A 20,122-nucleotide genomic window follows, 5' to 3' on the forward strand; every position below is an offset into this window, starting at 1 on the left:
TCCTGTTCCAGGTCTATCGAAAAACGGAGATTACGACGATGAGTGCACCACTCAATGGCAAGCGCGTGGCCTTTCTGGTCACCGATGGATTCGAACAAGTCGAGCTGACCGGCCCCCGCGAAGCATTGCAAAACAATGGCGCCGTGGTCGATATCCTGAGCGACAAGGAAGGCACTGTGCGGGGCTGGAACCACGACAAGCCCGCTGACGAATTCGCCGTCGATGCCACCTTCGAGAATGCGCATCTGGATCTGTACGATGCGCTGGTGCTGCCCGGCGGCGTGCAGAACTCCGATACCATTCGGCTGATTCCCGGCGCGCAGAAACTGGTCAAAAGCCATCAATCGGCCAACAAGCCGTTGGCAGTGATCTGTCATGGCGCCTGGCTGTTGGTGTCGAGCGGTTTGGCCAAGGGCAAGCGGATGACCAGCTACAAGACACTGCAGGATGACATTCGCAACGCAGGCGGCACCTGGGTGGACGAAGAGGTGGTGGTGGATGGCAACCTGATCAGTAGCCGTCAGCCCGATGACATTCCCGCATTCAACGACCAGTTGGTCCGCGCCCTGGCCGTTTGAGCTGCGCGTTGACACCGCCGCTGCAAGTGAATTGAACGTCGCGCGCGGCCCCATGACCTAAAGAGGTACCCATCCGCTACTGGAGGTACCTCATCATGCACGATCCCAATGCCCCAGACCCATATGTCGATGACGTCCCCCACAACCCAGGTGAACCGGTGCCTGCACCAGACTCCGAAACCGAGGCGCCGGACTGGCCAGAGGACCAAGTCCCGCCAGAAGAGCAATCCGATGGTTGAGTGACGGGTTCGCCGGCGTCAACCTGTGGCCGGCGTCATCTCGCCCACCACTTGGTCGACCACTGCCCGGAAGGCCTGGCGCCGGTCTCTCCCCTGGGCGAGGGCGCGCTCGAAGGCGGCCAGTTGGCGTTGAGCGCTACTGCCGTCCTGGAGGATACGCGCAGCGTGGCCGAATGCGTGCTCGGCATCCTGGGTGTCGGCGGGTACCAGGCCCTGCAGCTGTGCCAGCCAGCCATGGGCGGTCACCGGTTGCCTGTCGTGCGCGCCTATGAACATGCCATTGCCGCCATGGCGGAGCGCCCTCCAGTAGTTCTCCTGGATGATCCAACGTTGCTCGGGGCCGAGCGGCTGCCAATGCTGACGAACCCGCAGCGTCTGCTCTACCAGGTGACGGAACAGCCCGGCGATGGCCAGGCCGTCTTCCAAGCGTGGGCACGCATCACAGATGCGCAACTCGATCGTCGGAAATCGCCGCGACGGGCGGATCGCCCACCAGAAGTCGCCGTCTTCGGCAAGCCCGCCTATACCTTGGAGCAGTGTTCTGTAGCGCAGGTAGGCATTCCAGTCAGCCAGCGGCTCTGGCATGTCCATGTGCGGCCACTCCCCGCAGACCACGCGTCGGTAACTTTGGTAACCGGTCACTTGGCTGTACCAGAACGGCGAAGAGGTGGTCAGGACGAGCAACAGCGGCAACCAGCAGAGCATCTGGTTGATCAGTTGCATGCGGTCGATCTCCGGCGCCACCCCCACGTGCACATGCAGCCCCGAGAGCAGGCTACGGCGGGCGACCATTTGATAGTCGTCGAATACCTGGCGGTAGTGATTCTGGTCCCGGGCATGCTGGCGTTGCCACCGCGCGGTGGGATGGCTGGCAGCGCCATAAAGGGCCACCCCCTCCTGCGCCAGCGCGCTGCACAGATTGTGTCGACATTCGGTGAAATAGCTGCGCGCTTCATGCAGGTTGGCCAACACCGGTGAAGCGACCTCGATCTGGCTGTAGAACATTTCCTCGGCGAAATGCTCGCCCACCACTTCACGGCAACGGCGCGCCACTGCGTGCGACGGCCTGGCCAGGACGTCGCCACGGGTAACGTCGACCAGCAAGTATTCCTCTTCGATGCCGAACCCTTGCGCCCTGACCATCGTGCACTCAGGCGATGCGAGTCAGGGTCAGTGCTACTGCGGCGATGCGTTCGACATGCGCGTAGCCTGGTTCGAGCAGTTGCTCACCGAATACATCCGGGTCCAGCTCACGGTAATGCCAACTGAAGGCAGGCCCGGCCAGGCGTAGGCGCACAGCGTCCAGCAAGGCATCGCGACCGTCGACGATCGCGACCCCGGTGTACAGCAACAACGTGCCACCCATGACCAGGCGTTCGCGCGCCTGTTCGATGATGCGCAGGGAAAGCTCGGCTCCGAGCGCACCGCCACCATGGCGATAGGCGCGCTGCTGGGCGTCGAGCATGTAAGGCGGATTGGCAACGATCAGGTCGAAGTTCGCGCCGATGCCATCGAGCAGGTCACTGAGCTCGACCGACACGTTGGCCACCCCCGCCAGTGCAGCGTTGATGGCGGTATAACGCAACGCCAAAGGGTTGATGTCCACCGCGCAAACCTGCGCATGGGGGGCTGCACGGGCGATGATCAGCGCGCCGATGCCGGTGCCACAGCCAAGGTCGACCGCATGTTCCACGCGCCGGGGACTGTGCTGCAGAAAGTCCTGTATCACCTGGGCGAATCGGTAGCTGTCGGGACCGAAGAACACCGCGTCGTGGCTGTCGGTCGGCCACGCGGAATGGACCAGCAACAGGTTGTCGAGGCTCGACCAACGCACCGCGCTGCGCAATAGCTCACCCTGCGCCTGCACCACACCAGCGGTTTTCAACTGGGCCAACTCGTCACTGCTGATCAGCGAGGCCGGGAACGGCCGGCTCCAGCCGAACACATCCCGCAGGTCGTGGGCCTGCTGGGCGGCGGTCCGGTCGTTGACGCGAGCATGGGTAGCTGGGGTCACGCAGGTGAAACGATAACCGTCGGCGCTGAGGCGCCGACCCAGGTGCAACAGTGCCTGGTCGGCATAAGCTTGGTTCTGGTCAAGCAACATCAGCACTCTCCTGCGTGGGTCAAGCCGGTGGCAAGGATGAAATCGCGGGTGGCGCGCAGTCCATCGGGCTCGGCGTGATGGTTACCGGACATCCGTTCGATCATGCACTCGACACGAGGCAGCCCTTGCGTGGCCGGCCCGCCCTCTTCCAAGGCCAAACCCTGCTCCCAGTGCCCCGGTGCGACGCGCCGATACGGCACGCCGGCCCTGTCACCGGCAATCCAGTCATGCCAGAGCTGCTTTTCGTAAGCGGTGAAAACCCCAAACATCGCGGCATGCGGTCCGTCGATCAAGGCCCAGAACCGGCTATTCGAAGGCGCCTCGCCTAGTTGCAGCCACTGTTGCGTTTCAAGGGCGCGCAGGAAGCCGGGTAACGCGCTGGCATCGGCCAGCCATTGGTTGATGGTCCGACCTTGCAGGCGGCAACGGTCACTGTGCATGAACTGGCCGTATACCCGCTTGCGTTGCAAGGCGGCCAACAACTCCGTTTCCAGGTCGAAGGACGCAATCAGCGAGGCCGTGTCGAGCCCAAGATCGTTGAGACGATAGCCCCTGCGCACTCGCTCGTAGCAGGCTTTTTCCGACGGCCCCGGCATCAGCAGGAACAGGCTTTGCAATGCGCGACGAGCATGACCGCTGGCGGCATTGTCGATCGTGACGTGCAGCTGAAAGTAATGAGCATCGATGCCCAGTTCGGCCAACTCGTGGGTGGTGATCAGCAAGTGCAAAGGCGGCTGTTCATACCCCAGGTTGTAGCCAATGACCTCCGGCAAATACTGCTCGACGTTGCGCCCCAAGGCCAACTGCACCGCGCCTTGCAGGTACCGCGACGGGTCCAAAGGCAGCCCTTGGTCACAACCCAGGCGGCTCAGCAATCGCTGGTAGATCAACACATGGTTGCAGCGGGGGTCACCATCGCCCAGTTCTTCTAGGAAGGTACGGATCAGCCCATGGAACCGTGGATCTTGCCAGTGCTTGAGCGTTCCGTGCAGCCAAGCGCCATCCACCTCTTTGGTCGGGGCGACCTGTTGCAGGAACCACAGGGCCTGTGCCCGGTTGGCGAAGAACCGCCGTGGTGCGCCCTCACGCCGCTGCGCCAGGTAACGCGCATGCTCTGCGGCGACCCGGGCGGCATGATCGACCGACCACTGCGCCAAATCCGCGGGATCGTCCGGCAAATCATCGGTCATCGATATCGTCCGCTGAAGTTGACCGGCCAACCACTCCCGCGCGTCATAGCCACCCGACTGCAGCATTGCCGAGTACTGCCGCTGCGGATCGTCCGGCACAACCCGGACTGACTGCTGCATGATTTCTAATGGTATCAACCTCATGGGCCGCACCTCGCTCAGGGATTCTGGGGCTTGGTCTCGGGGCTCGGATGAGTGGTGGGTGTATCGGGTTGCTCCATCTGCAAGGACGGCTTGCTGGGGTCCGCATCCTTGGCGGGATGATCTGAATCACGGTCGAAACAGCCGCCGAGCAGCGTCAGGCTGGCGCCGAGCAGCACCGTGGGGAACAGGGTGTATTTCATGTCGGGCTCCGGTTGTAGTTGCGAGGGTTCATAACGAACGAGTGCGCTCGACGCGGCTGGATTCGTTTTTTTTACCCTGCAGTGGATGAACGGCGCTAAATACCGGGGCGGGGTGCATCGGGAGGCGCGGGTAGCCATCACGATGATCGAAGAAAAACTAAACCTTCCCGCCCTCGCCTGGCTCAACCGAATGCGACATCGAGGTCGCGCCAACTGAACGAAGGAGTCAGACATGAGCCAACCCTTCTTGAAACTCGCGGGCGTCACGTTGTTGATGAGCCTTGCTTCGCTGCAGGTCCAGGCGGCCTCTTCGGACGATTTCGTCGACGCGGCGATCGAGGCAGGCATCGCCGAGGTGGTCACCAGTAACCTTGCCCAGGAAAAAAGCCAGAACGCCGACATCAAGAAATATGCCCAGCAGATGGTCACCGACCATACCAAGGCCAACCAGCAGCTGGGCGAAATCGCCCGCAAGCTTGACATCAGCGTGCCCGACGAAGCGGCGCTGACCGACAAGGTCAAAAAAATGATCCTCGAATGGCGCGAAGCGTCCTTCGACCGTTCCTATGTCAACAACCAGGTCGATGCGCACGAAAAAGCCGTGGAGCTGTTCAAGAAGGAGTCGACATCCTCCGACAAACCAGAGCTGAAGGCCTTCGCCAGCGAAAAACTGCCGACGCTGGAACATCACCTCGAGCAGGCCAAAGCTTTGCAGACGACTCACGGCAAATAACCCAGCCGACAGGCCAGGCGACGGTAGGCCCGACGCCAATGGGGCAGCCATCCTGCCCCATTGATCAACGGTTCTGTGACCTTGTATCACTCGAACGCGGAGAGAACAGCATGCCACGTGGAGACAAAGACAAATACACCGACACCCAAAAGCGCAAGGCTGAACACATCGAAGAGCGCTACGAGCATAAAGGCCTGTCCAAGGACGAAGCCGAGGCGCGCGCCTGGGCAACGGTCAACAAGCAATCGGGCGGCGGCGAAAAGCCAGGCGGCTCGGGCAAAGCCGCCTCGTCGAAGGCCCAGTCCACCGCCCGTTCGGATTCGGCCAAGCGGGCGGCGCAAACACGTCAGGGGCACTCACGTACATCGAGTACGTCGCTGAACACGCAAACCAAGCAGAGCCTTCTCAAGGAAGCGCGGAGCAAGAACATCAAAGGCCGCTCGACCATGAGCAAGGCAGAACTGGTCGAGGCGTTAGGCAAGCATGGTTGAGATGCTCGACGCACGTCGGCGGCCTGCTTGGGTTTGACGGATGCTGGCCAGCTCCTTGAGCGGTCATGCATCCGGATCGCTCACATGGGCCTGCACGGCATCTTCAAGCGCCCGCACGTGGGCTTCATCGGCCAGCGCCTTGAGTGCCAGCCAATCGTCCCAGTCGATGGCGCCATCGTCACGCAAGGCCTCGGCGGTGCGGACCAAAGCGTGGTGGTAGGCATCCGGCGACTCGGTGCGGTAGCTGGTGTCGTCGTACTGGGCGTACCAGGCTTCAAGCTCTGGGATGCTGCGTTCGATGCTCATGGCAAGACTCCTCGGTGCTCATTGCAGTGAGAGTCCATCCGCCGGGCGACGTTCACCCGGATCGGGCGAGGATCGTCATCGCGACGTCGCCAAACCCTCGTCGCTCGGATGATGTGAAGCCTATAATCGCTGCCAATGCCCATGATTCATACAGGGACCCTACCCGGTCCGCACAAGGTTCGTGCCCATGAAGTCGTCCAGCAAGACTACACTCGCAGCACCGCACAACCCGGCGCTCAGCCCCAGCCATCTGGATTTCCCGGTCGTAGGCATCGGCGCATCGGCTGGCGGGTTGGAGGCGATCCAGACGTTCTTCCAGCACATGCCGGCCGACTGCGGCGTCGCGTTCGTCGTCGTATTGCACCTGTCGCCGGACCATCAGAGCCAGGCCGACCGCTTGATCCAGCGGGTCACCCGCATGCCCGTCTGTCAGGTGAGCGAGCCGGTGCCGATCGAGCGCAACCATGTCTATGTGATTTCTCCGGCCAACCGGTTGTCCACCAACGACGGCTACCTGCGCGTCAGCCCAGCCAGGCGCAGTCGCGGCGATCATGTCGCCATCGACCTGTTCTTCAGGGACCTGGCCGATGTGCACAAGGATCATGCTTTTTGCGTGATTCTTTCCGGTAGCGGCAGCGATGGCGCAGTGGGTTTGTCGCGAATCAAGGAGCAAGGCGGTGTGACCCTGGTGCAGGCACCCGACGATGCGCTGTACGCCGACATGCCCAAGGCGGCGATCGACACCGGCATGGTCGACCTGGTGCTTCCAGTGGCCCAGATCCCTGGGAAGCTGGTGGAACTGTGGCGCACGGCACGCGAGGTCAAACTGCCTGAAATAGACGACGACAGCCTGCCCCCTGCCCTGGGCGAGCGCTCAGGCGACCCACAGCAAAGCGATCCGCTCCTGGACGACATCCTGGCCCGTCTGCACGCCACCACCGGGCATGACTTCCAGCACTACAAGCGCGCAACGGTTTTGCGTCGGCTTGAACGGCGCCTGCATGTCACCGCGCAGACCGACCTGGCCGGCTATCGCGACTACCTGGAGCAACACCCCGAGGAGAGCCGTGCCTTGCTCGCCGACATGCTGATCGGGGTGACCAATTTCTTCCGCGACCGTGACGCCTTCGAGGCGCTGCAACAGCATGTGATGCCCGGCCTTAGCCATGACCAGAGCGGCGAAGATCCGCAGCGCGAAGTGCGCATCTGGTCGGCAGGCTGCTCTTCCGGCGAGGAAGCCTACAGTCTGGCGATGCTGGCCACCGAACAACTGGCGCGGGAGCAACGTAGCGCCAGGATTCAGGTGTTCGCCACCGACCTTGACGAACGCGCTATCAATGTCGGCCGCCTGGGTGTTTATCCTGATGCCATCGCCACCGATGTGCCTACCGCACGGTTACGCCAGTTCTTCATCAAGGAAGACCAGCACTACCGGGTGCGCAAGGACATCCGCGAAAAGGTCTTGTTCGCCCGCCATAACCTGCTGTCCGACCCACCCTTCTCCCAACTCGACCTGGTCGTGTGCCGTAACCTGCTCATCTACCTTGACCGAGAAGTGCAACACGAAATCCTGCGAATCTTTCACTTCGCCTTGCGCAAAGGGGGCTACCTGTTTCTGGGTTCATCGGAGTCGGCGGATGCGGCTGCCGATCTGTTCATTCCGGTGGACAAACGCCATCGTATCTTCAAGGCCAGGGAGGTGGAGCCTGCGCGTCGCACCGCCCGCCTGCAGGCGCCCGAGTCGCAGGTGGCGCGGGTCAAGACCAGGCCCGTTCGCAAGCTGTCCTATGCCGAGATCCATCACCGCGCACTGGCCAGGCGCACGCCACCAAGCCTGATCATCGACGCCGACGGCAACATCTTGCACATGAGCGAAGGGGTCGGCCGCTTTCTGCGCCACCCAGGGGGAGAACTCAGTCACAACCTGCTGAACCTGGTGCTGGTGCCGCTTCGACCGACCTTGCGCAGTACCGTGCTACAAGCCCAGAACACCGGCCAACTGGTCACCTCAGGCCCGGTCATCGTCGCTGTCGATGAGCAGCGTATCGAAGTAAAGATGCAGGTCCAGCCACACCAGGACGAGCCCAGCGGCAGCGAATGCCTGCTGGTCGTCTTCCAGGTGAGCGAAGCCGACGCGCACGGCCCGGCCATTGCCGAGCAGACCGACGGCATGGTGTTGAACACCCTGGAGCGCGAACTTCAGCGAACCCGCCAACAGTTGCAGGAAACCATCGAGCAGTCAGAGATCTCCAGCCAGGAGCTGACCGCTTCGAACGAGGAAATGCAGGCGATCAACGAAGAACTGCGCCTTGCCAGCGAAGAGCTGGAAACCAGCAAGGAAGAACTGCAGTCGATCAACGAAGAGTTACTGACGGTCAACTACGAGCTCAAGTCCAAGGTCGATGAAACCGACAAGATCAACGATTACCTGAGCAACCTGATCGCCTCCACCCAGATCGCGACAGTGTTCGTCGACCGCAGCCTGCGCATCCGCTGGTTCACCCCCCGGGCCACGGATATCTTCAGCATGCTGCCGGTCGATACCGGCCGCTCGCTGCTCGACATCACCCACCGCCTGGACTACCCAGGGCTGGCGGACGACGCGCGCGCGGTGATCGAGCGCGAGACCACGCTAGAGCGCGAGGTGATCGGCAATGACCAGCATTGGTACCTGGCCCGCCTGTTGCCCTATCGGGCCAATGAACAGAACGTCGATGGCACCGTGCTGACGTTCATCGACATCACCAAGAGTCGCGCTGCCGAAGAACGTTTGCGACGAGGGGAAGAGCGCATGCGCCTGGTCGCGGAGAGCACCCACGACTTCGCCATCATCCTGCTCGACGAACAAGGCTTGATCATCGACTGGAACACCGGCGCTGCGCTGATATTCGGTTACGCCAAGGACGAAGTGCTGGGCCAGCACTTTTCGCTGCTCTTCACCGAGAAAGACCGCGAGAACGGGGTGCCGGAGCGTGAACTTCGCACCGCTCGCCTGCAGGGTCGCGGCCAGGACGAGCGCTGGCATGTGCGCAAGGGCGGCAGTCGCTTCTATTGCAGCGGCGAAGTGTCGCGCCTGAAGGGCAACAGCCTGCGCGGCTACGTCAAGATCGCCCGCGACCTGACAGGGCACAAGCGGCTTCACGACGAGCAAAGCAAGCGACTGGCCGAGTCGCAGGTCACCAGCCACATGAAGGATGAGTTCTTCGCGGTCATGTCCCATGAGCTCAAGCATCCGTTGAACCTCATCCAGCTCAATGCCGATATCCTGCGACGTCTGCCTCCGGTCAAGAGTACCAGCGCGGCGAACAAGGCCGTCAGCGTGATCTGCGAAGCGGTCGCCAGCCAGGCGCGTATCATCGACGACCTGCTCGATGTCGCACGCATACGTACGGGCAAGCTCAAGCTCCAGACCCGGCCGGTCGACCTGTGCGCTGTGCTGCAGGGTATCCACTCGGTGGCCTGCAGCGAACAACGCGGTTGTAGCGTGCGCCTGACGCTGCCAGCCAATGGCGCGCCGGTGTATGTCATGGCAGACAGTACGCGCCTGGAACAGATTATCTGGAACCTGCTGAACAACGCGCTGAAATTCAGCCCCGCCGATGGCGAGATCCTGCTGGTGCTCACGCAGTTGGACGAGCATGCGCAACTGCAGGTGATCGACCACGGCATTGGGCTTGCCGAAGAATCGCTGGAAAACATCTTCGAACTGTTCAGCCAGGCCGCCCCCACCAGCCATGGCCGCGAAGGCCTCGGCATCGGCCTTTCCCTGGTACGCCAACTGGTCGAGGCCCATGGCGGTAACGTGCGCGTACAGTCACCAGGGCTTGGCCAGGGCTGCACCTTCACCATCACCCTGCCGTTATGCGAATACACTCAGCAAACCCAGGAACAGGCTAGCGATGCAGTGCCTGAGGGGCGGCTCGCCGGTATCCGCATATTACTGGTGGATGACTCGGTCGATGTGTTGGATGTGATGGAGCAGTTACTGCTCATGGAAAATGCCGAAGTCGATGCCTACAGCGATCCACACCTGGCCTTGGCCTCAGCGGCGGATGCGCGATATGACGTGATCATTTCCGATATCGGCATGCCCGGCATGGATGGACACGCGCTGATCAAAGCACTGCGTGGCCTTGAGCATCTTCGCTACGTTCCGGCCATTGCCCTGACCGGCTACGGCGCCAGCGCCGATCAACACAAATCGCGACAGTCCGGCTTCGACCGACACTTGAACAAGCCTGTCGGTTACGAGGACCTGATCGAAACCCTTGAACGCCTGAACGGCGCGCAAACCCGCTGATCGCGCGGCTGGCGCCTGGCGCTGTGCCGCACGAGTCTACCTGCTGTCCCGGCGGCCCGCTCGTCAATCGTGGTGAACCCTTGCACCCCACCACGGGTCGCTAGAGGTGAGTCCACGAATGCAGGGGAGCTGGCGTGAGCGAGATTCGCATTGGTATTTCCGGATGGCGCTATGGTCCATGGCGCAAGGACTTCTACCCCAAGGGGCTGCGCCAGGACGATGAACTGGCGTTCGCCTCGCGGGCGGTCAACAGCATCGAGATCAATGGCTCGTTCTATGCGTTGCAGACACCGGAACGCTATTGCCATTGGCGTGACCAGACACCGGACGGGTTCGTGTTCTCGGTCAAGGCGCCGCGCTACATCACCCATGTGCGCAGGCTGCGCGACATCGACGAGGCGCTTGCCAACTTCTTCGCGTCCGGCCCGTTGTTGCTGGGCGACAAACTGGGCCCATTCCTGTGGCAGTTTCCCGCCACGCTGAAATTCGACGCCCAGCGTTTCAGCGACTTCCTCGGCAAGTTGCCCCGTGATCGCAAGGCTGCCCGCGAATGCGCAGGGCAAGCTGCCGCGCGCCTCAAGGACAATGGCGGTACCGCCATTGGCGGCAATGCCCGGCTCCGTCATGCCGTGGAAATCCGTCACCCAAGCTTCCTGTGCGACACCTTCATCAACCTGCTGCGTCGACACAAGGTGGCCCTGGTAGTGGCCGACAGCGCCGGCAAATGGCCGTACGTCGAGGATGTCACCGCCGACTTCGTCTACCTGCGCCTGCACGGCGATGTCGAACTCTACAGCAGTGGCTACACCGCCAAAGCCCTGCGCCGTTGGCGCTTGCGTATCGAGGCCTGGGCTGCCGGTAGCCAGCCAGATGATGCCGAGCTGGTGATGCAGCGCGCACCGGCCAGACGCGCCTCTCGCGATGTGTACTGCTATTTCGACAACGACCAGAAGGTGCATGCCCCGTACGATGCGCGCCGCCTGCTGGGTAAACTCGGCCTGGACGGTGAGCTTGTGACCGAGCCTGGCGTCGAACCGCAGGTGCAGTCATGAACCGGACCCTACCTACCGCAAGCTGCGTGATCGACGAGGCGAGCGCGGTGCATCGCCTGACAGTGCTCACCCTGAACGTGCATAAAGGCTTCACCCTGTTCAACCGCCGCTTCATCCTCCCTGAGCTTCGCGAAGCCGTGCGCGCTACCGGTGCCGACCTCGTGTTCCTGCAAGAAGTGCATGGCAGCCATCAGTGGCATGCCGAGCGCCATCCAACCTGGCCGCAGGAACCCCAGTACGAATTTCTCGCCGACAGCATGTGGCCTGAGTTCGCCTACGGTCGAAATGCGGTCTATCCCCATGGCGACCATGGCAATGCCCTGCTGTCGAAGTTTCCGATCCGCGCCTACGACAATCTCGACGTGTCGATCCACGGCAACGAGCAGCGCGGCCTGCTGCATTGCCAACTGGAAGTGCCCGGCCATGAGCGAATGCACGCCATCTGCGTGCACCTGGGTTTGCGCGAGGAGCACCGTCAGCGCCAGGTCGGCCTGCTCCTGGGGTTGCTCGACAGCCTGCCAGCGGACGAGCCGGTCATCGTCGCCGGTGACTTCAACGACTGGCGACTGAGGGCCGATGCACTGCTGTCCAGGCACCTGGCCGAAGCTTTTGGCAAACCGGCGCGCAGCTTCCCTGCCCGCCTGCCGCTGCTGCGCCTGGATCGCATCTACCTGCGCAATGCCAAGGCCAGCGAAGCGCGGGTGCTGTCCCGATACCCTTGGTCGCATCTTTCCGACCATGCCCCCCTGGTAGCGGAGGTGACCCTGTGAAACACACTTGGAGCGACGGCAACCACGTCGAACTGCTGATCAACGGCGAGCAATATTACCCTCGGGTGTTCGAGGCCATGGCCCAGGCACGGCACGAGATCCTGCTGGAAACCTTCATCATCTTCGACGACAAGGTCGGCCAGTCCCTGCGTCAGGCGCTGATCGACGCGGCCCGACGAGGCGTGCGGGTCGAGGTGGCGGTGGACGGCTATGGCACCGCCGACCTGCCCGATGACTTCATTTCCTCCATGACCGAGGCCGGGGTGCGCTTCCATGCGTTCGATCCCCAGCCCAAGCTGGCCGGCATGCGTACCAACCTGTTCCGCCGCCTGCACCGCAAGGTGGTGGTCATCGACGGTCAGCGCGCCTTCCTCGGCGGCATCAACTACAGCGCCGACCACCTGGGCGACTTCGGGCCGCAAGCCAAGCAGGACTATGCCGTGGAGGTCGCAGGCCCGGTGGTGGCGCAGGTGCATGCATCCAGTTGCCGGTTGCTTGCGCCCGTGCTCGAAAGCATCAGCCAGTTGCCCTCGGCCAGCCCCCCTGCCGGCACCGCCAGTGCCTTGCTGGTGGAACGCGACAACCGTCACCACCGCAACGATATCGAGGTGTGCTACCTGCAGGCCTTTCGCGAGGCCAAGCACCGCATCATCGTTGCCAATGCCTACTTCTTCCCCGGCTATCGCCTGCTGCGCGAACTGCGCAACGCCGCACGGCGCGGCGTTGACGTCACCCTGATTCTTCAGGGCCAACCGGACATGCGCTGGGTTCGTAGCCTATCGCGCCTGCTCTACAACTACTTGTTGCGCGACAATGTGCGCATCCGCGAGTACTGCCAGCGGCCTCTGCATGGCAAGGTGGCCTTGGTGGATGACCACTGGTCCACCGTCGGTTCCAGCAACCTTGACCCGCTGAGCCTGTCGTTCAATCTCGAAGCCAACCTGCTGATCCGCGATCGTGCGTTCAACCATGGCTTGCACGAGCACCTGAGCGAACTGGCCAGCAAGCATTGCAAGACCGTGACCCTCGAACGGATGGTACGCGGCTACTGGTGGCGTGCGCCGCTGATTTTCCTCGGCTTCCATATCACTCGCTACTTCCCGCGCATCGCCGGTTGGTTCCCGGCACACCGCCAGCGCCTGCAGTCCGTGCAAGTGGACCTCACGGCGCCGGTGGATTACCGCGGAGGCAAAACCGGATGAGCGGGCAACGTTGGAAGACCTGGGGCAAGCGTCTGTTGACGCTGCTGTTCGTGGTGCTGATCCCGGTACTGCTGTTCACCCTGGCGCGCAACCTGGACTGGTCCGAAGTTCGCCAGTCACTGCTGGCCTACCGGCCCTCGACCCTGGCCCTTGGCCTGCTACTGGCACTGTGCAGCTACCTGGTGTTCGCCAGCTACGACCTGCTGGCCCGTGCCTACACCGGCCACCCCTTGCCAGCCCGACAGGTACTGCCAGTGGCGTTCGTCTGCTATGCGTTCAACCTCAACTTCACCACCTGGGTTGGCGGTGTGGCCCTGCGCTACCGCCTGTACAGTCGATTGGGACTGGATACGGCGACCATCACGCGCATACTGACCCTGGGCCTGCTCACCAATTGGATGGGCTATATGCTGCTGGCCGGCACGGTGTTCGCCTTGAGCCTGGTCAAACTGCCTGAAAGCTGGGCACTGGGTACCCTCGGCCTGCGCCTGGTGGGCGTGCTCATGGTAGCGATCGCGGTGGTCTATCTGCTTGCCTGCGCCTTCGCCAAGCGCCGGACGTGGCACCTGCGAGGGCATGAGATCGCCTTGCCGAGCCTGCGCCTGGCGGTGTGCCAACTGGTGCTCGGCGCCAGCAACTGGGCCCTGATGGCGGCGCTGATTCATCTGTTGCTGCCACCTGAGCTGTTCTACCCCTCGGTACTGGGTGTATTGCTGATCAGTTGCCTGGCCGGCGTGGTTGCGCATATTCCGGCCGGGCTAGGGGTATTGGAGGCGGTGTTCCTTGCCCTGCTGCACGGTCAACTCGGCCAAGGCACGCTGGTAGCCGCCCTGCTGGGCTATCGGACGTTGTACTACCTGATACCGCTGGTGCTGGCGGTGATCACCTACCTGATCCTGGAAAAGCGCGCCAGGACCCTGCGCCAGCAGGCCGGGCAGGCCTGAGGCAAGCGTCGATGGGCCGTCTGGCCCGGGAGGTACATCATGCGATGCTTATTGTGTGTGGCACTGCTGGGCGCCCTGGCCAGCGGAGATGCGCTGGCCGAAGGCTGCGAGGTGGTCACCCGGTCTTCCAGCGAAGCGGTCAAACCGGTGCAACAACGTACCTGCTACACCTTCGGCAACATGCCTTCCGAAGCGATTGCCTGGTCTTGCAGCAATGAAAGCAAGGAAATGCTCAACAGCCAGAAGCGCAAGGTCGAGCGCTGCAGCGACGGCAGCGTTGGCAGTTGCATCGCGCCGCTGACTCAGGAGACCTTGGCCAACCCGGACGCCGCGGGGCGCGATGAACCCTCGACCCGCCCGCAGGTGCCGAAGGATGCGCGGATCATCACCTACTACTACGACACCCCAAGCCTTGGCCAGGCGCGCAGTGACTGCGAGCGCAACAATGGTATCTGGCAGACTCACTGAGGTGATCAGGGCGGGGCGAACCGGTACACGGCTTGCCCCGCGCCGCGCCTCAAGGTGAGATCGGGTCGCTCGCCGGGAAGGTTTCATCCAGGGCGTTATCGACGCTGCTTTCCTTGGGCTGGGTGGCTTCGCCACATTTGCATTCGGCCACGCGGCAAGGCTCACCGTTACGGTGACCCGTCGCGCACGCTTCACAGCAGTAGGCCTTGCCATCCTGGACCACGGCATTGGCGTCGACGGTGCAGGAACAAGGGTTGCAGGAACAGCGTTGCTCGTTCATCAGGGCGCTCTCCGGTCGTCTTCAGGTGTGACTTCATCGGTCCACGGCTCGCCGTCCAAGGGTGCCGAGCGCGCCAGTTCAGCCTCGTCCAAACCAATGCCACCGCCAATTTCATGGGCCTGGACCTGACGCAAGGTCTTGTCCGCCGGGCCGCCCCCCGTCCCCGGCTCATGGGGATCGCGGGCGCCAGTTTCGTCCAGCAGCGTATCGGGGCTCAGGTCATCGAGGGTGACATTGTCCTCGTGCAGGCTGTCACTGAGGGCTTCGCCACCGGTCATGCCGCTTTCGGCGACGCGCCGGGGCGGATAGTCCTCGTGCACCTCCCGCGCCGGACGCTCGTCGCCGATGCGACCCCTGCGCTCATCGCGGCGCTCGCTGAAATCCAGTTCATGGACACTGCCCATACGGTCTTCGGTGTCGTCTATTTCGACCTGAGGTCTTGGGTCATCGGGTGTAGCCATGAGGGTTCTCCGTCTGTGGGCTTCATTCGGTCGACTACCCTCATGGGTAAATGATTCAGAGTTTCTGGCTGTGCGCGCCTCGCTTTTTTTGGAACTCCCCGTTCCTGCGCCCTCTCCCACTCTAGAGACCCGCGAATCGTTTCGGAGCCCGCCATGGCCAAGCCCCTGCAGGAGTACCAGCGCAAGCGCGACTTCAACGCCACCCCCGAGCCGGCTGGCAAGCGCGCACGCGCACGCCCCGCCCATGGGCTGCAGTACTGCATTCAGAAGCATGACGCCAGCCACCTGCATTATGACTTTCGCCTGGAACTCGATGGCACCTTGAAAAGCTGGGCGATCCCCAAGGGTCCCTCACTCGACCCCAAGGTCCGGCGCCTGGCTGTGCATGTGGAGGATCACCCGCTGGACTACGCCAATTTCGAAGGCCACATCCCCGAGGGACACTACGGTGCCGGGGACGTGATCGTCTGGGATCGGGGCATCTGGGAGCCCGAGGGCGACCCGCGCGAAGCCTATGCCAAAGGCAAGCTGCGCTTTGCCCTGCAAGGCGAGAAGCTGTCGGGTGCCTGGAACCTGTTCCGCACCCATCTGGCCGGCAAGAAAGAGCAGTGGATGCTGGTCAAGTCCCATGACGACCAGGCCCGCAGCGAAGCCGATTACAGCATCGTCGAGGCCCTGCCGGACAGCGTGCTCAGCGACCGTACCCTGCTGCCGCGGCGCCCGACCAACGCCAGACCCGCCAAGCCCAGGCGCAAGGCCAAACCCAGCGCCCTGCTGGACAAGCTTCAACCCCAGTTGGCCACCCTGGTCGATTCGCCTCCCAGCGGCGACTGGCACTATGAAGTGAAGTTCGATGGCTACCGCATCCTGGCCCGCATCGACGCAGACGATGTGCGCCTGTTCACCCGCAATGGTCACGACTGGAGCGCCAAGCTATCGCGCCAGGTCGAGGCACTCAAGGCGCTCGGGCTCGATTCGGCCTGGCTGGATGGCGAGATGGTAGTGGTCGACGAGAACGGCGGCACCGACTTCCAGGCCCTGCAGAACGCCTTCGACACCGAACACGACGACAACATCACCTATTACCTGTTCGACTTGCTGTACCTGAGCGGCAAGGACCTGCGTGAACTGCCCGTGCAAGACCGCCGGGCAACCCTGGCCAAACTGCTTGAGCACAACACATCGGACACGCTTAAGTTTTCCGTGGACTTCAACCAACCGGTCGACTCACTGCTCGCCAGCGCCTGCCGGCTCGGACTGGAAGGCCTGATCGGCAAACGTGCCGACAGCGTCTACATGAACCGGCGCAGCAGCGACTGGATCAAGCTCAAGTGCAAGCAGCGCCAGGAATTCGTGATCGTTGGCTACACCGATCCCAAAGGCAGCCGTCACGGCTTCGGCGCCCTGCTGCTGGCCCTGCACGACAAAGACAGCGGCCAGTTGCGCTACGCCGGCAAGGTAGGCACCGGTTTCAGCGCCGCCACCCTGGCGAGCATCCGCGACCGTCTGAAACCACTTCAGACCGCCACGCCACCCTTGCCCAAGCCGCCGACCGGGGCCGATGCCCGCGGCGTGCACTGGCTAAAACCGCGCCTGCTGGCCGAGGTCGCCTACGCCCAGATGACCCGCAGCGGCATCGTGCGCCACTCGGTATTCCACGGCCTGCGCGACGACAAGCCTGCAACCGCCATCGACCTGGAGCGCGCCGTGCCCGCCAAGACCGCAACGACGGCTCAGCCGAACGGGCTGGGCAAATTACGCCTCACCCACCCCGAACGTGTCATCGACCCGACCAGCGGCACCACCAAACGCCAGATCGCGCAGTACTACGCACAGGTCGCCGACTGGCTGCTGCCACAACTCAAGGACCGTCCCGTGGCGCTAGTTCGCGCACCGGACGGTCTTGACGGTGAATTGTTCTTTCAGAAGAACGCCGGTCAGTTGCACATTCCCCATGTCGTCAGCTACAGCAAGGCCGAAGCCGGCCAGGCGGCGATGGTGCTCAACCGCGCCGACAGCCTGCTGGGAGCGGTGCAGATGAACATGCTGGAACTTCACACCTGGAACGCCACCGACAAGGACTTCGACCGCCCCGACCGCTTCGTCCTGGACCTGGACCCTGACCCGGCACTGCCGTGGAAAGCCATGCTCGAGGCCACCCAGCTGACCCTCACCCTGCTCGATGAGTTGGGCCTGAAGACGTTCCTCAAGACCAGTGGCGGCAAGGGCATGCACCTGGTCGTGCCGCTGACCCGCAGAGCCGGATGGGAGCACGTGAAGGAGTTCAGTCACGCTATCGTCGAACACATGGCGAACCTCTTCCCGGATCGGCTCAGCGCCGTGTCCGGGCCCAAAAACAGGGTGGGTAAGATCTTCATCGACTACCTGCGCAACGGCAAAGGCGCCACCACCGTGGCCGCCTATTCGCTGCGCGCGCGCGAAGGCCTGCCGGTGTCGGTACCGATCTGGCGCGAGGAATTGACGCAGCTCAAGGGGGCCAACCAATGGAACATCGGCAACCTGCACGAACGGCTGGCGCAGGTGGACGACCCGTGGGCCGAGATGAGCAAGACCCGGCAGTCGATCACCGCACGCATGTGCAAGCAACTGGGGCTCGCTTGATGGGGGGGCTGATCGACCTGCTGCAATGGCCGGCGATGCTGCTCACGCTCGCAGCGGCCTGGTGCATCGGCTCGCGCCAACCCCGTCGGCGACGCATGGGATTCTGCTGCTTCATTGGCAGCAACGTGCTCTGGGTGGCATGGGGCTGGCAGGTGCAAGCCTGGGCATTGATCGTCCTGCAGTTCTGTCTGTGCGCCATGAACCTGCGGGGGTGGAAGAAGAATGTGCAAGGAGGGAGCAGCCCATGAGTCTCGACCCGGATTTCGACCCAGGCCATCTCGACCGGCTGCTGCAGCGCTTCGGCGCACGACCGCGCCCTATCGACCTGGCAGGCTCGCTGCCAGCGCTGTTGCATGCCTTGCAGGCCGACCACCTGGACTTGCTGCCGCTCCCAGGCCAAGGCAAGACCCTGCAACGCTGGCAAGCCCTGGCGCGGGTGGCGGCTTGCGATCTAGGTCTGGCGAAACTCTACGAAGGCCATACCGATGCCCTGGCGATCCTTGCCGAATGTGGCGCGGCGCAGCTTACGCAAATGGGCATCTGGGGCGTTTGGGCGGCCGAACCGCCGAATGCCCGGACCCACATCGTCCAGCGCACTGGCGATCAGGTACGCCTGCAAGGCCGCAAGGCCTGGTGTTCGGGCGCGCTGCAAATCGACCGTGCGCTGATCACCGCCTGGGCACACGACCAGCCACAGCTGGTCGTCATCGAGATGGCGCACCCCAGCCAGCAGGTTCAGGCCGATCACTGGCAAGCCGTGGGCATGGCCCATACCGCCAGTGTCACCGTCACATTCGACGACTCGCCGGGGCTGGCCGTCGGCTTGCCGGGTCAATACCTGTCGCGACCGGGCTTCTGGCACGGCGGCGCAGGCATCGCGGCCTGTTGGTACGGTGCGGCCGAGGCGCTGGCCGAGTACCTGCGCGAACAGTGCCGCAAGCCTCGGCCCGATCCGCACGCCGACGCTCACCTGGGAGCGGTCGATGCCGCCTTGCAGGGGGCCCGCGCCGCGCTTCGCGAATGCGCGGCCTGGATAGACAGGCACCCCCAGGCCGACGCCAGCGTCGAGGTGCGCCGTACCCGCGCCCAGGTCGAGCAGGCGGTCGAACAGGTCATTCACCACGTTGGCCGGGCACTGGGCGCTACGCCGTTCTGTCATAGCAGCCACTTCGCCCGGCTCAGCGCGGACCTCCCGGTCTACCTGCGTCAAAGCCACGCCGAACGAGACTTGGGCGAATTGGGCCGGCAAGTGACCCACCTTCCGCCAGGAGCATGGCACTTATGAGCGAAAACTTGATTCAGGCAGCCTCCGGCACGCCGTGGAGTGAATGGCAGCATTCCGCGCACCTGGCACGCGCGAGCTGGCTGACGCCCGAGCAGCTGTGCCCTCCTGGCCGGCGCCTGGTGCTGCTGGCGCCGCATCCAGACGACGAAATCCTCATGGCGGGCGGGCTGCTGGCGAGCTTTCGCGGGCGCGAAAACGAGCTGGTGCTGATATCCGCCACCAATGGTGAGGGCAGCCACCGCGATTCCGCGTACTGGACCGAGCACCGCTTGCGTCACCAGCGCCCGCTGGAGAGTCGACATGCCTTGCAGCACCTGGACCTGGACCTCACCCGCCTTGACTGGCGACGGCTCAACCTCAAGGACGGAGCCCTGCCGCGCGATGAAGCCTTCCTGGTCAACCACCTGGAGCAGCTTCTGGAACCCGACGACCTGTTGCTGACCACCTGGCGCGGCGACGGCCACTGCGACCATGAGGCCGCTGGCCGCGCCGGTGCGCGGGCGGCCCTGTCGCGCCGGGCACAACTGGCCGAAGCGCCGGTGTGGGCCTGGCACTGGGCCGAGCCTGACGACCCTCGCCTGCCCTGGCCTCGGGCGCATCGCCTGCAGGTGGACGAAGCACGCCTGGCACGCAAGCGGGAGGCCTTGGCCGCGCACGCCAGCCAACTGCAGCCCGATGGCGATCGTCCTCCAGTGCTGCCAGCGCCTTTGCAGACATGCCTACTGCAACCCTTCGAACTGCTTTTCCTATAAG

20 protein-coding genes are annotated in these 20,122 nt (G+C 63.4%); 13 read left to right on the forward strand and 7 right to left on the reverse strand.

Going from position 1 to position 20,122, the window contains the following annotated elements; translation table 11 throughout:
* Nucleotides 1-38 precede the first annotated feature (38 nt).
* Complete coding sequence (locus H620_RS0103695) at nucleotides 39-578, forward strand: type 1 glutamine amidotransferase domain-containing protein (RefSeq protein ID WP_023380998.1); 540 nt, start codon at nucleotides 39-41, stop codon at nucleotides 576-578.
* A 257-nt stretch (nucleotides 579-835) separates the two neighbouring features.
* Here the strand turns inward: H620_RS0103695 and H620_RS0103700 are convergent, their stop codons facing one another.
* The 4 genes from H620_RS0103700 to H620_RS0103715 are packed head-to-tail and all read right to left on the reverse strand — an operon-like array spanning nucleotide 836 to nucleotide 4,455.
* Nucleotides 836-1,960 carry a carboxylate-amine ligase gene (locus H620_RS0103700; RefSeq protein ID WP_027906749.1) on the reverse strand — a complete coding sequence of 375 codons (1,125 nt, stop codon included), beginning with the start codon at nucleotides 1,958-1,960 and terminating at the stop codon, nucleotides 836-838.
* A 7-nt stretch (nucleotides 1,961-1,967) separates the two neighbouring features.
* Nucleotides 1,968-2,921 (reverse strand): methyltransferase, encoded by a 954-nt coding sequence (locus tag H620_RS0103705; RefSeq protein ID WP_023381000.1) that lies wholly within the window; start codon nucleotides 2,919-2,921, stop codon nucleotides 1,968-1,970.
* Complete coding sequence (locus H620_RS25485) at nucleotides 2,921-4,231, reverse strand: iron-containing redox enzyme family protein (protein ID WP_155950758.1); 1,311 nt, start codon at nucleotides 4,229-4,231, stop codon at nucleotides 2,921-2,923. The genes H620_RS0103705 and H620_RS25485 overlap by 1 nt, the downstream gene beginning before the upstream one ends.
* A gap of 38 nt (nucleotides 4,232-4,269) precedes the next feature.
* Nucleotides 4,270-4,455, reverse strand: coding sequence for a hypothetical protein (locus H620_RS0103715; RefSeq protein ID WP_023381002.1), 186 nt, complete (start codon nucleotides 4,453-4,455; stop codon nucleotides 4,270-4,272).
* 232 nt (nucleotides 4,456-4,687) lie between these two features.
* Between H620_RS0103715 and H620_RS0103720 the strand changes: the two genes are divergently transcribed.
* Both H620_RS0103720 and H620_RS0103725 read left to right on the forward strand, forming a co-directional pair.
* Nucleotides 4,688-5,188 carry a DUF4142 domain-containing protein gene (locus tag H620_RS0103720; protein WP_023381003.1) on the forward strand — a complete coding sequence of 167 codons (501 nt, stop codon included), beginning with the start codon at nucleotides 4,688-4,690 and terminating at the stop codon, nucleotides 5,186-5,188.
* Nucleotides 5,189-5,298: 110 nt separating this feature from the next.
* On the forward strand, nucleotides 5,299-5,679 hold the full coding sequence (locus H620_RS0103725; protein WP_023381004.1) for a hypothetical protein: 381 nt from the start codon (nucleotides 5,299-5,301) through the stop codon (nucleotides 5,677-5,679).
* A 63-nt stretch (nucleotides 5,680-5,742) separates the two neighbouring features.
* On the opposite strand, the gene H620_RS0103730 is transcribed toward H620_RS0103725, so the two are convergent.
* Entirely contained in the window at nucleotides 5,743-5,985 is a 243-nt protein-coding gene (locus tag H620_RS0103730; protein WP_023381005.1) for a hypothetical protein, read from the reverse strand.
* 187 nt (nucleotides 5,986-6,172) lie between these two features.
* Here H620_RS0103730 and H620_RS0103735 point away from each other — a divergent pair, with 187 nt between their 5' ends.
* The 6 genes from H620_RS0103735 (at nucleotide 6,173) to H620_RS0103760 (ending at nucleotide 14,721) form a co-directional block, all read left to right on the forward strand.
* On the forward strand, nucleotides 6,173-10,285 hold the full coding sequence (locus H620_RS0103735; protein WP_023381006.1) for a CheR family methyltransferase: 4,113 nt from the start codon (nucleotides 6,173-6,175) through the stop codon (nucleotides 10,283-10,285).
* 134 nt (nucleotides 10,286-10,419) lie between these two features.
* Nucleotides 10,420-11,337, forward strand: coding sequence for a DUF72 domain-containing protein (locus H620_RS0103740; RefSeq protein WP_023381007.1), 918 nt, complete (start codon nucleotides 10,420-10,422; stop codon nucleotides 11,335-11,337).
* Complete coding sequence (locus tag H620_RS0103745) at nucleotides 11,334-12,107, forward strand: endonuclease/exonuclease/phosphatase family protein (RefSeq protein WP_027906750.1); 774 nt, start codon at nucleotides 11,334-11,336, stop codon at nucleotides 12,105-12,107. Before H620_RS0103740 ends, H620_RS0103745 begins: the two co-directional genes overlap by 4 nt.
* A complete protein-coding gene (gene clsB, locus H620_RS0103750; protein ID WP_027906751.1) occupies nucleotides 12,104-13,309 on the forward strand; it encodes a cardiolipin synthase ClsB in 1,206 nt (401 codons plus the stop codon). Before H620_RS0103745 ends, clsB begins: the two co-directional genes overlap by 4 nt.
* Nucleotides 13,306-14,253: a lysylphosphatidylglycerol synthase domain-containing protein gene (locus H620_RS0103755; RefSeq protein WP_027906752.1), complete on the forward strand. Its 948-nt coding sequence runs from the start codon at nucleotides 13,306-13,308 to the stop codon at nucleotides 14,251-14,253. The genes clsB and H620_RS0103755 overlap by 4 nt, the downstream gene beginning before the upstream one ends.
* Before the next feature lie 39 nt (nucleotides 14,254-14,292).
* Nucleotides 14,293-14,721 (forward strand): hypothetical protein, encoded by a 429-nt coding sequence (locus H620_RS0103760; RefSeq protein WP_023381011.1) that lies wholly within the window; start codon nucleotides 14,293-14,295, stop codon nucleotides 14,719-14,721.
* Between the two features lie 49 nt (nucleotides 14,722-14,770).
* On the opposite strand, the gene H620_RS0103765 is transcribed toward H620_RS0103760, so the two are convergent.
* Entirely contained in the window at nucleotides 14,771-15,001 is a 231-nt protein-coding gene (locus H620_RS0103765) for a metallothionein (RefSeq protein ID WP_023381012.1), read from the reverse strand.
* Nucleotides 15,001-15,462, reverse strand: coding sequence for a hypothetical protein (locus tag H620_RS0103770; protein WP_023381013.1), 462 nt, complete (start codon nucleotides 15,460-15,462; stop codon nucleotides 15,001-15,003). Before H620_RS0103770 ends, H620_RS0103765 begins: the two co-directional genes overlap by 1 nt.
* Nucleotides 15,463-15,615: 153 nt before the next feature.
* On the opposite strand from H620_RS0103770, the gene ligD reads away from it, so the two are divergent.
* From ligD to H620_RS0103790, 4 genes are read left to right on the forward strand one after another with little or no spacing between them, the layout of a single operon-like run.
* Complete coding sequence (gene ligD, locus H620_RS0103775) at nucleotides 15,616-18,084, forward strand: DNA ligase D (protein WP_027906753.1); 2,469 nt, start codon at nucleotides 15,616-15,618, stop codon at nucleotides 18,082-18,084.
* Nucleotides 18,084-18,332 (forward strand): hypothetical protein, encoded by a 249-nt coding sequence (locus tag H620_RS0103780; RefSeq protein ID WP_023381015.1) that lies wholly within the window; start codon nucleotides 18,084-18,086, stop codon nucleotides 18,330-18,332. The genes ligD and H620_RS0103780 overlap by 1 nt, the downstream gene beginning before the upstream one ends.
* Entirely contained in the window at nucleotides 18,329-19,369 is a 1,041-nt protein-coding gene (locus tag H620_RS0103785) for an acyl-CoA dehydrogenase family protein (protein WP_027906754.1), read from the forward strand. Before H620_RS0103780 ends, H620_RS0103785 begins: the two co-directional genes overlap by 4 nt.
* Nucleotides 19,366-20,121: a PIG-L deacetylase family protein gene (locus H620_RS0103790; RefSeq protein ID WP_023381017.1), complete on the forward strand. Its 756-nt coding sequence runs from the start codon at nucleotides 19,366-19,368 to the stop codon at nucleotides 20,119-20,121. The genes H620_RS0103785 and H620_RS0103790 overlap by 4 nt, the downstream gene beginning before the upstream one ends.
* Nucleotide 20,122 lies beyond the last annotated feature (1 nt).

Source organism: Pseudomonas taiwanensis DSM 21245, assembly GCF_000425785.1.
Classification (GTDB): Bacteria; Pseudomonadota; Gammaproteobacteria; order Pseudomonadales; family Pseudomonadaceae; genus Aquipseudomonas; species Aquipseudomonas taiwanensis.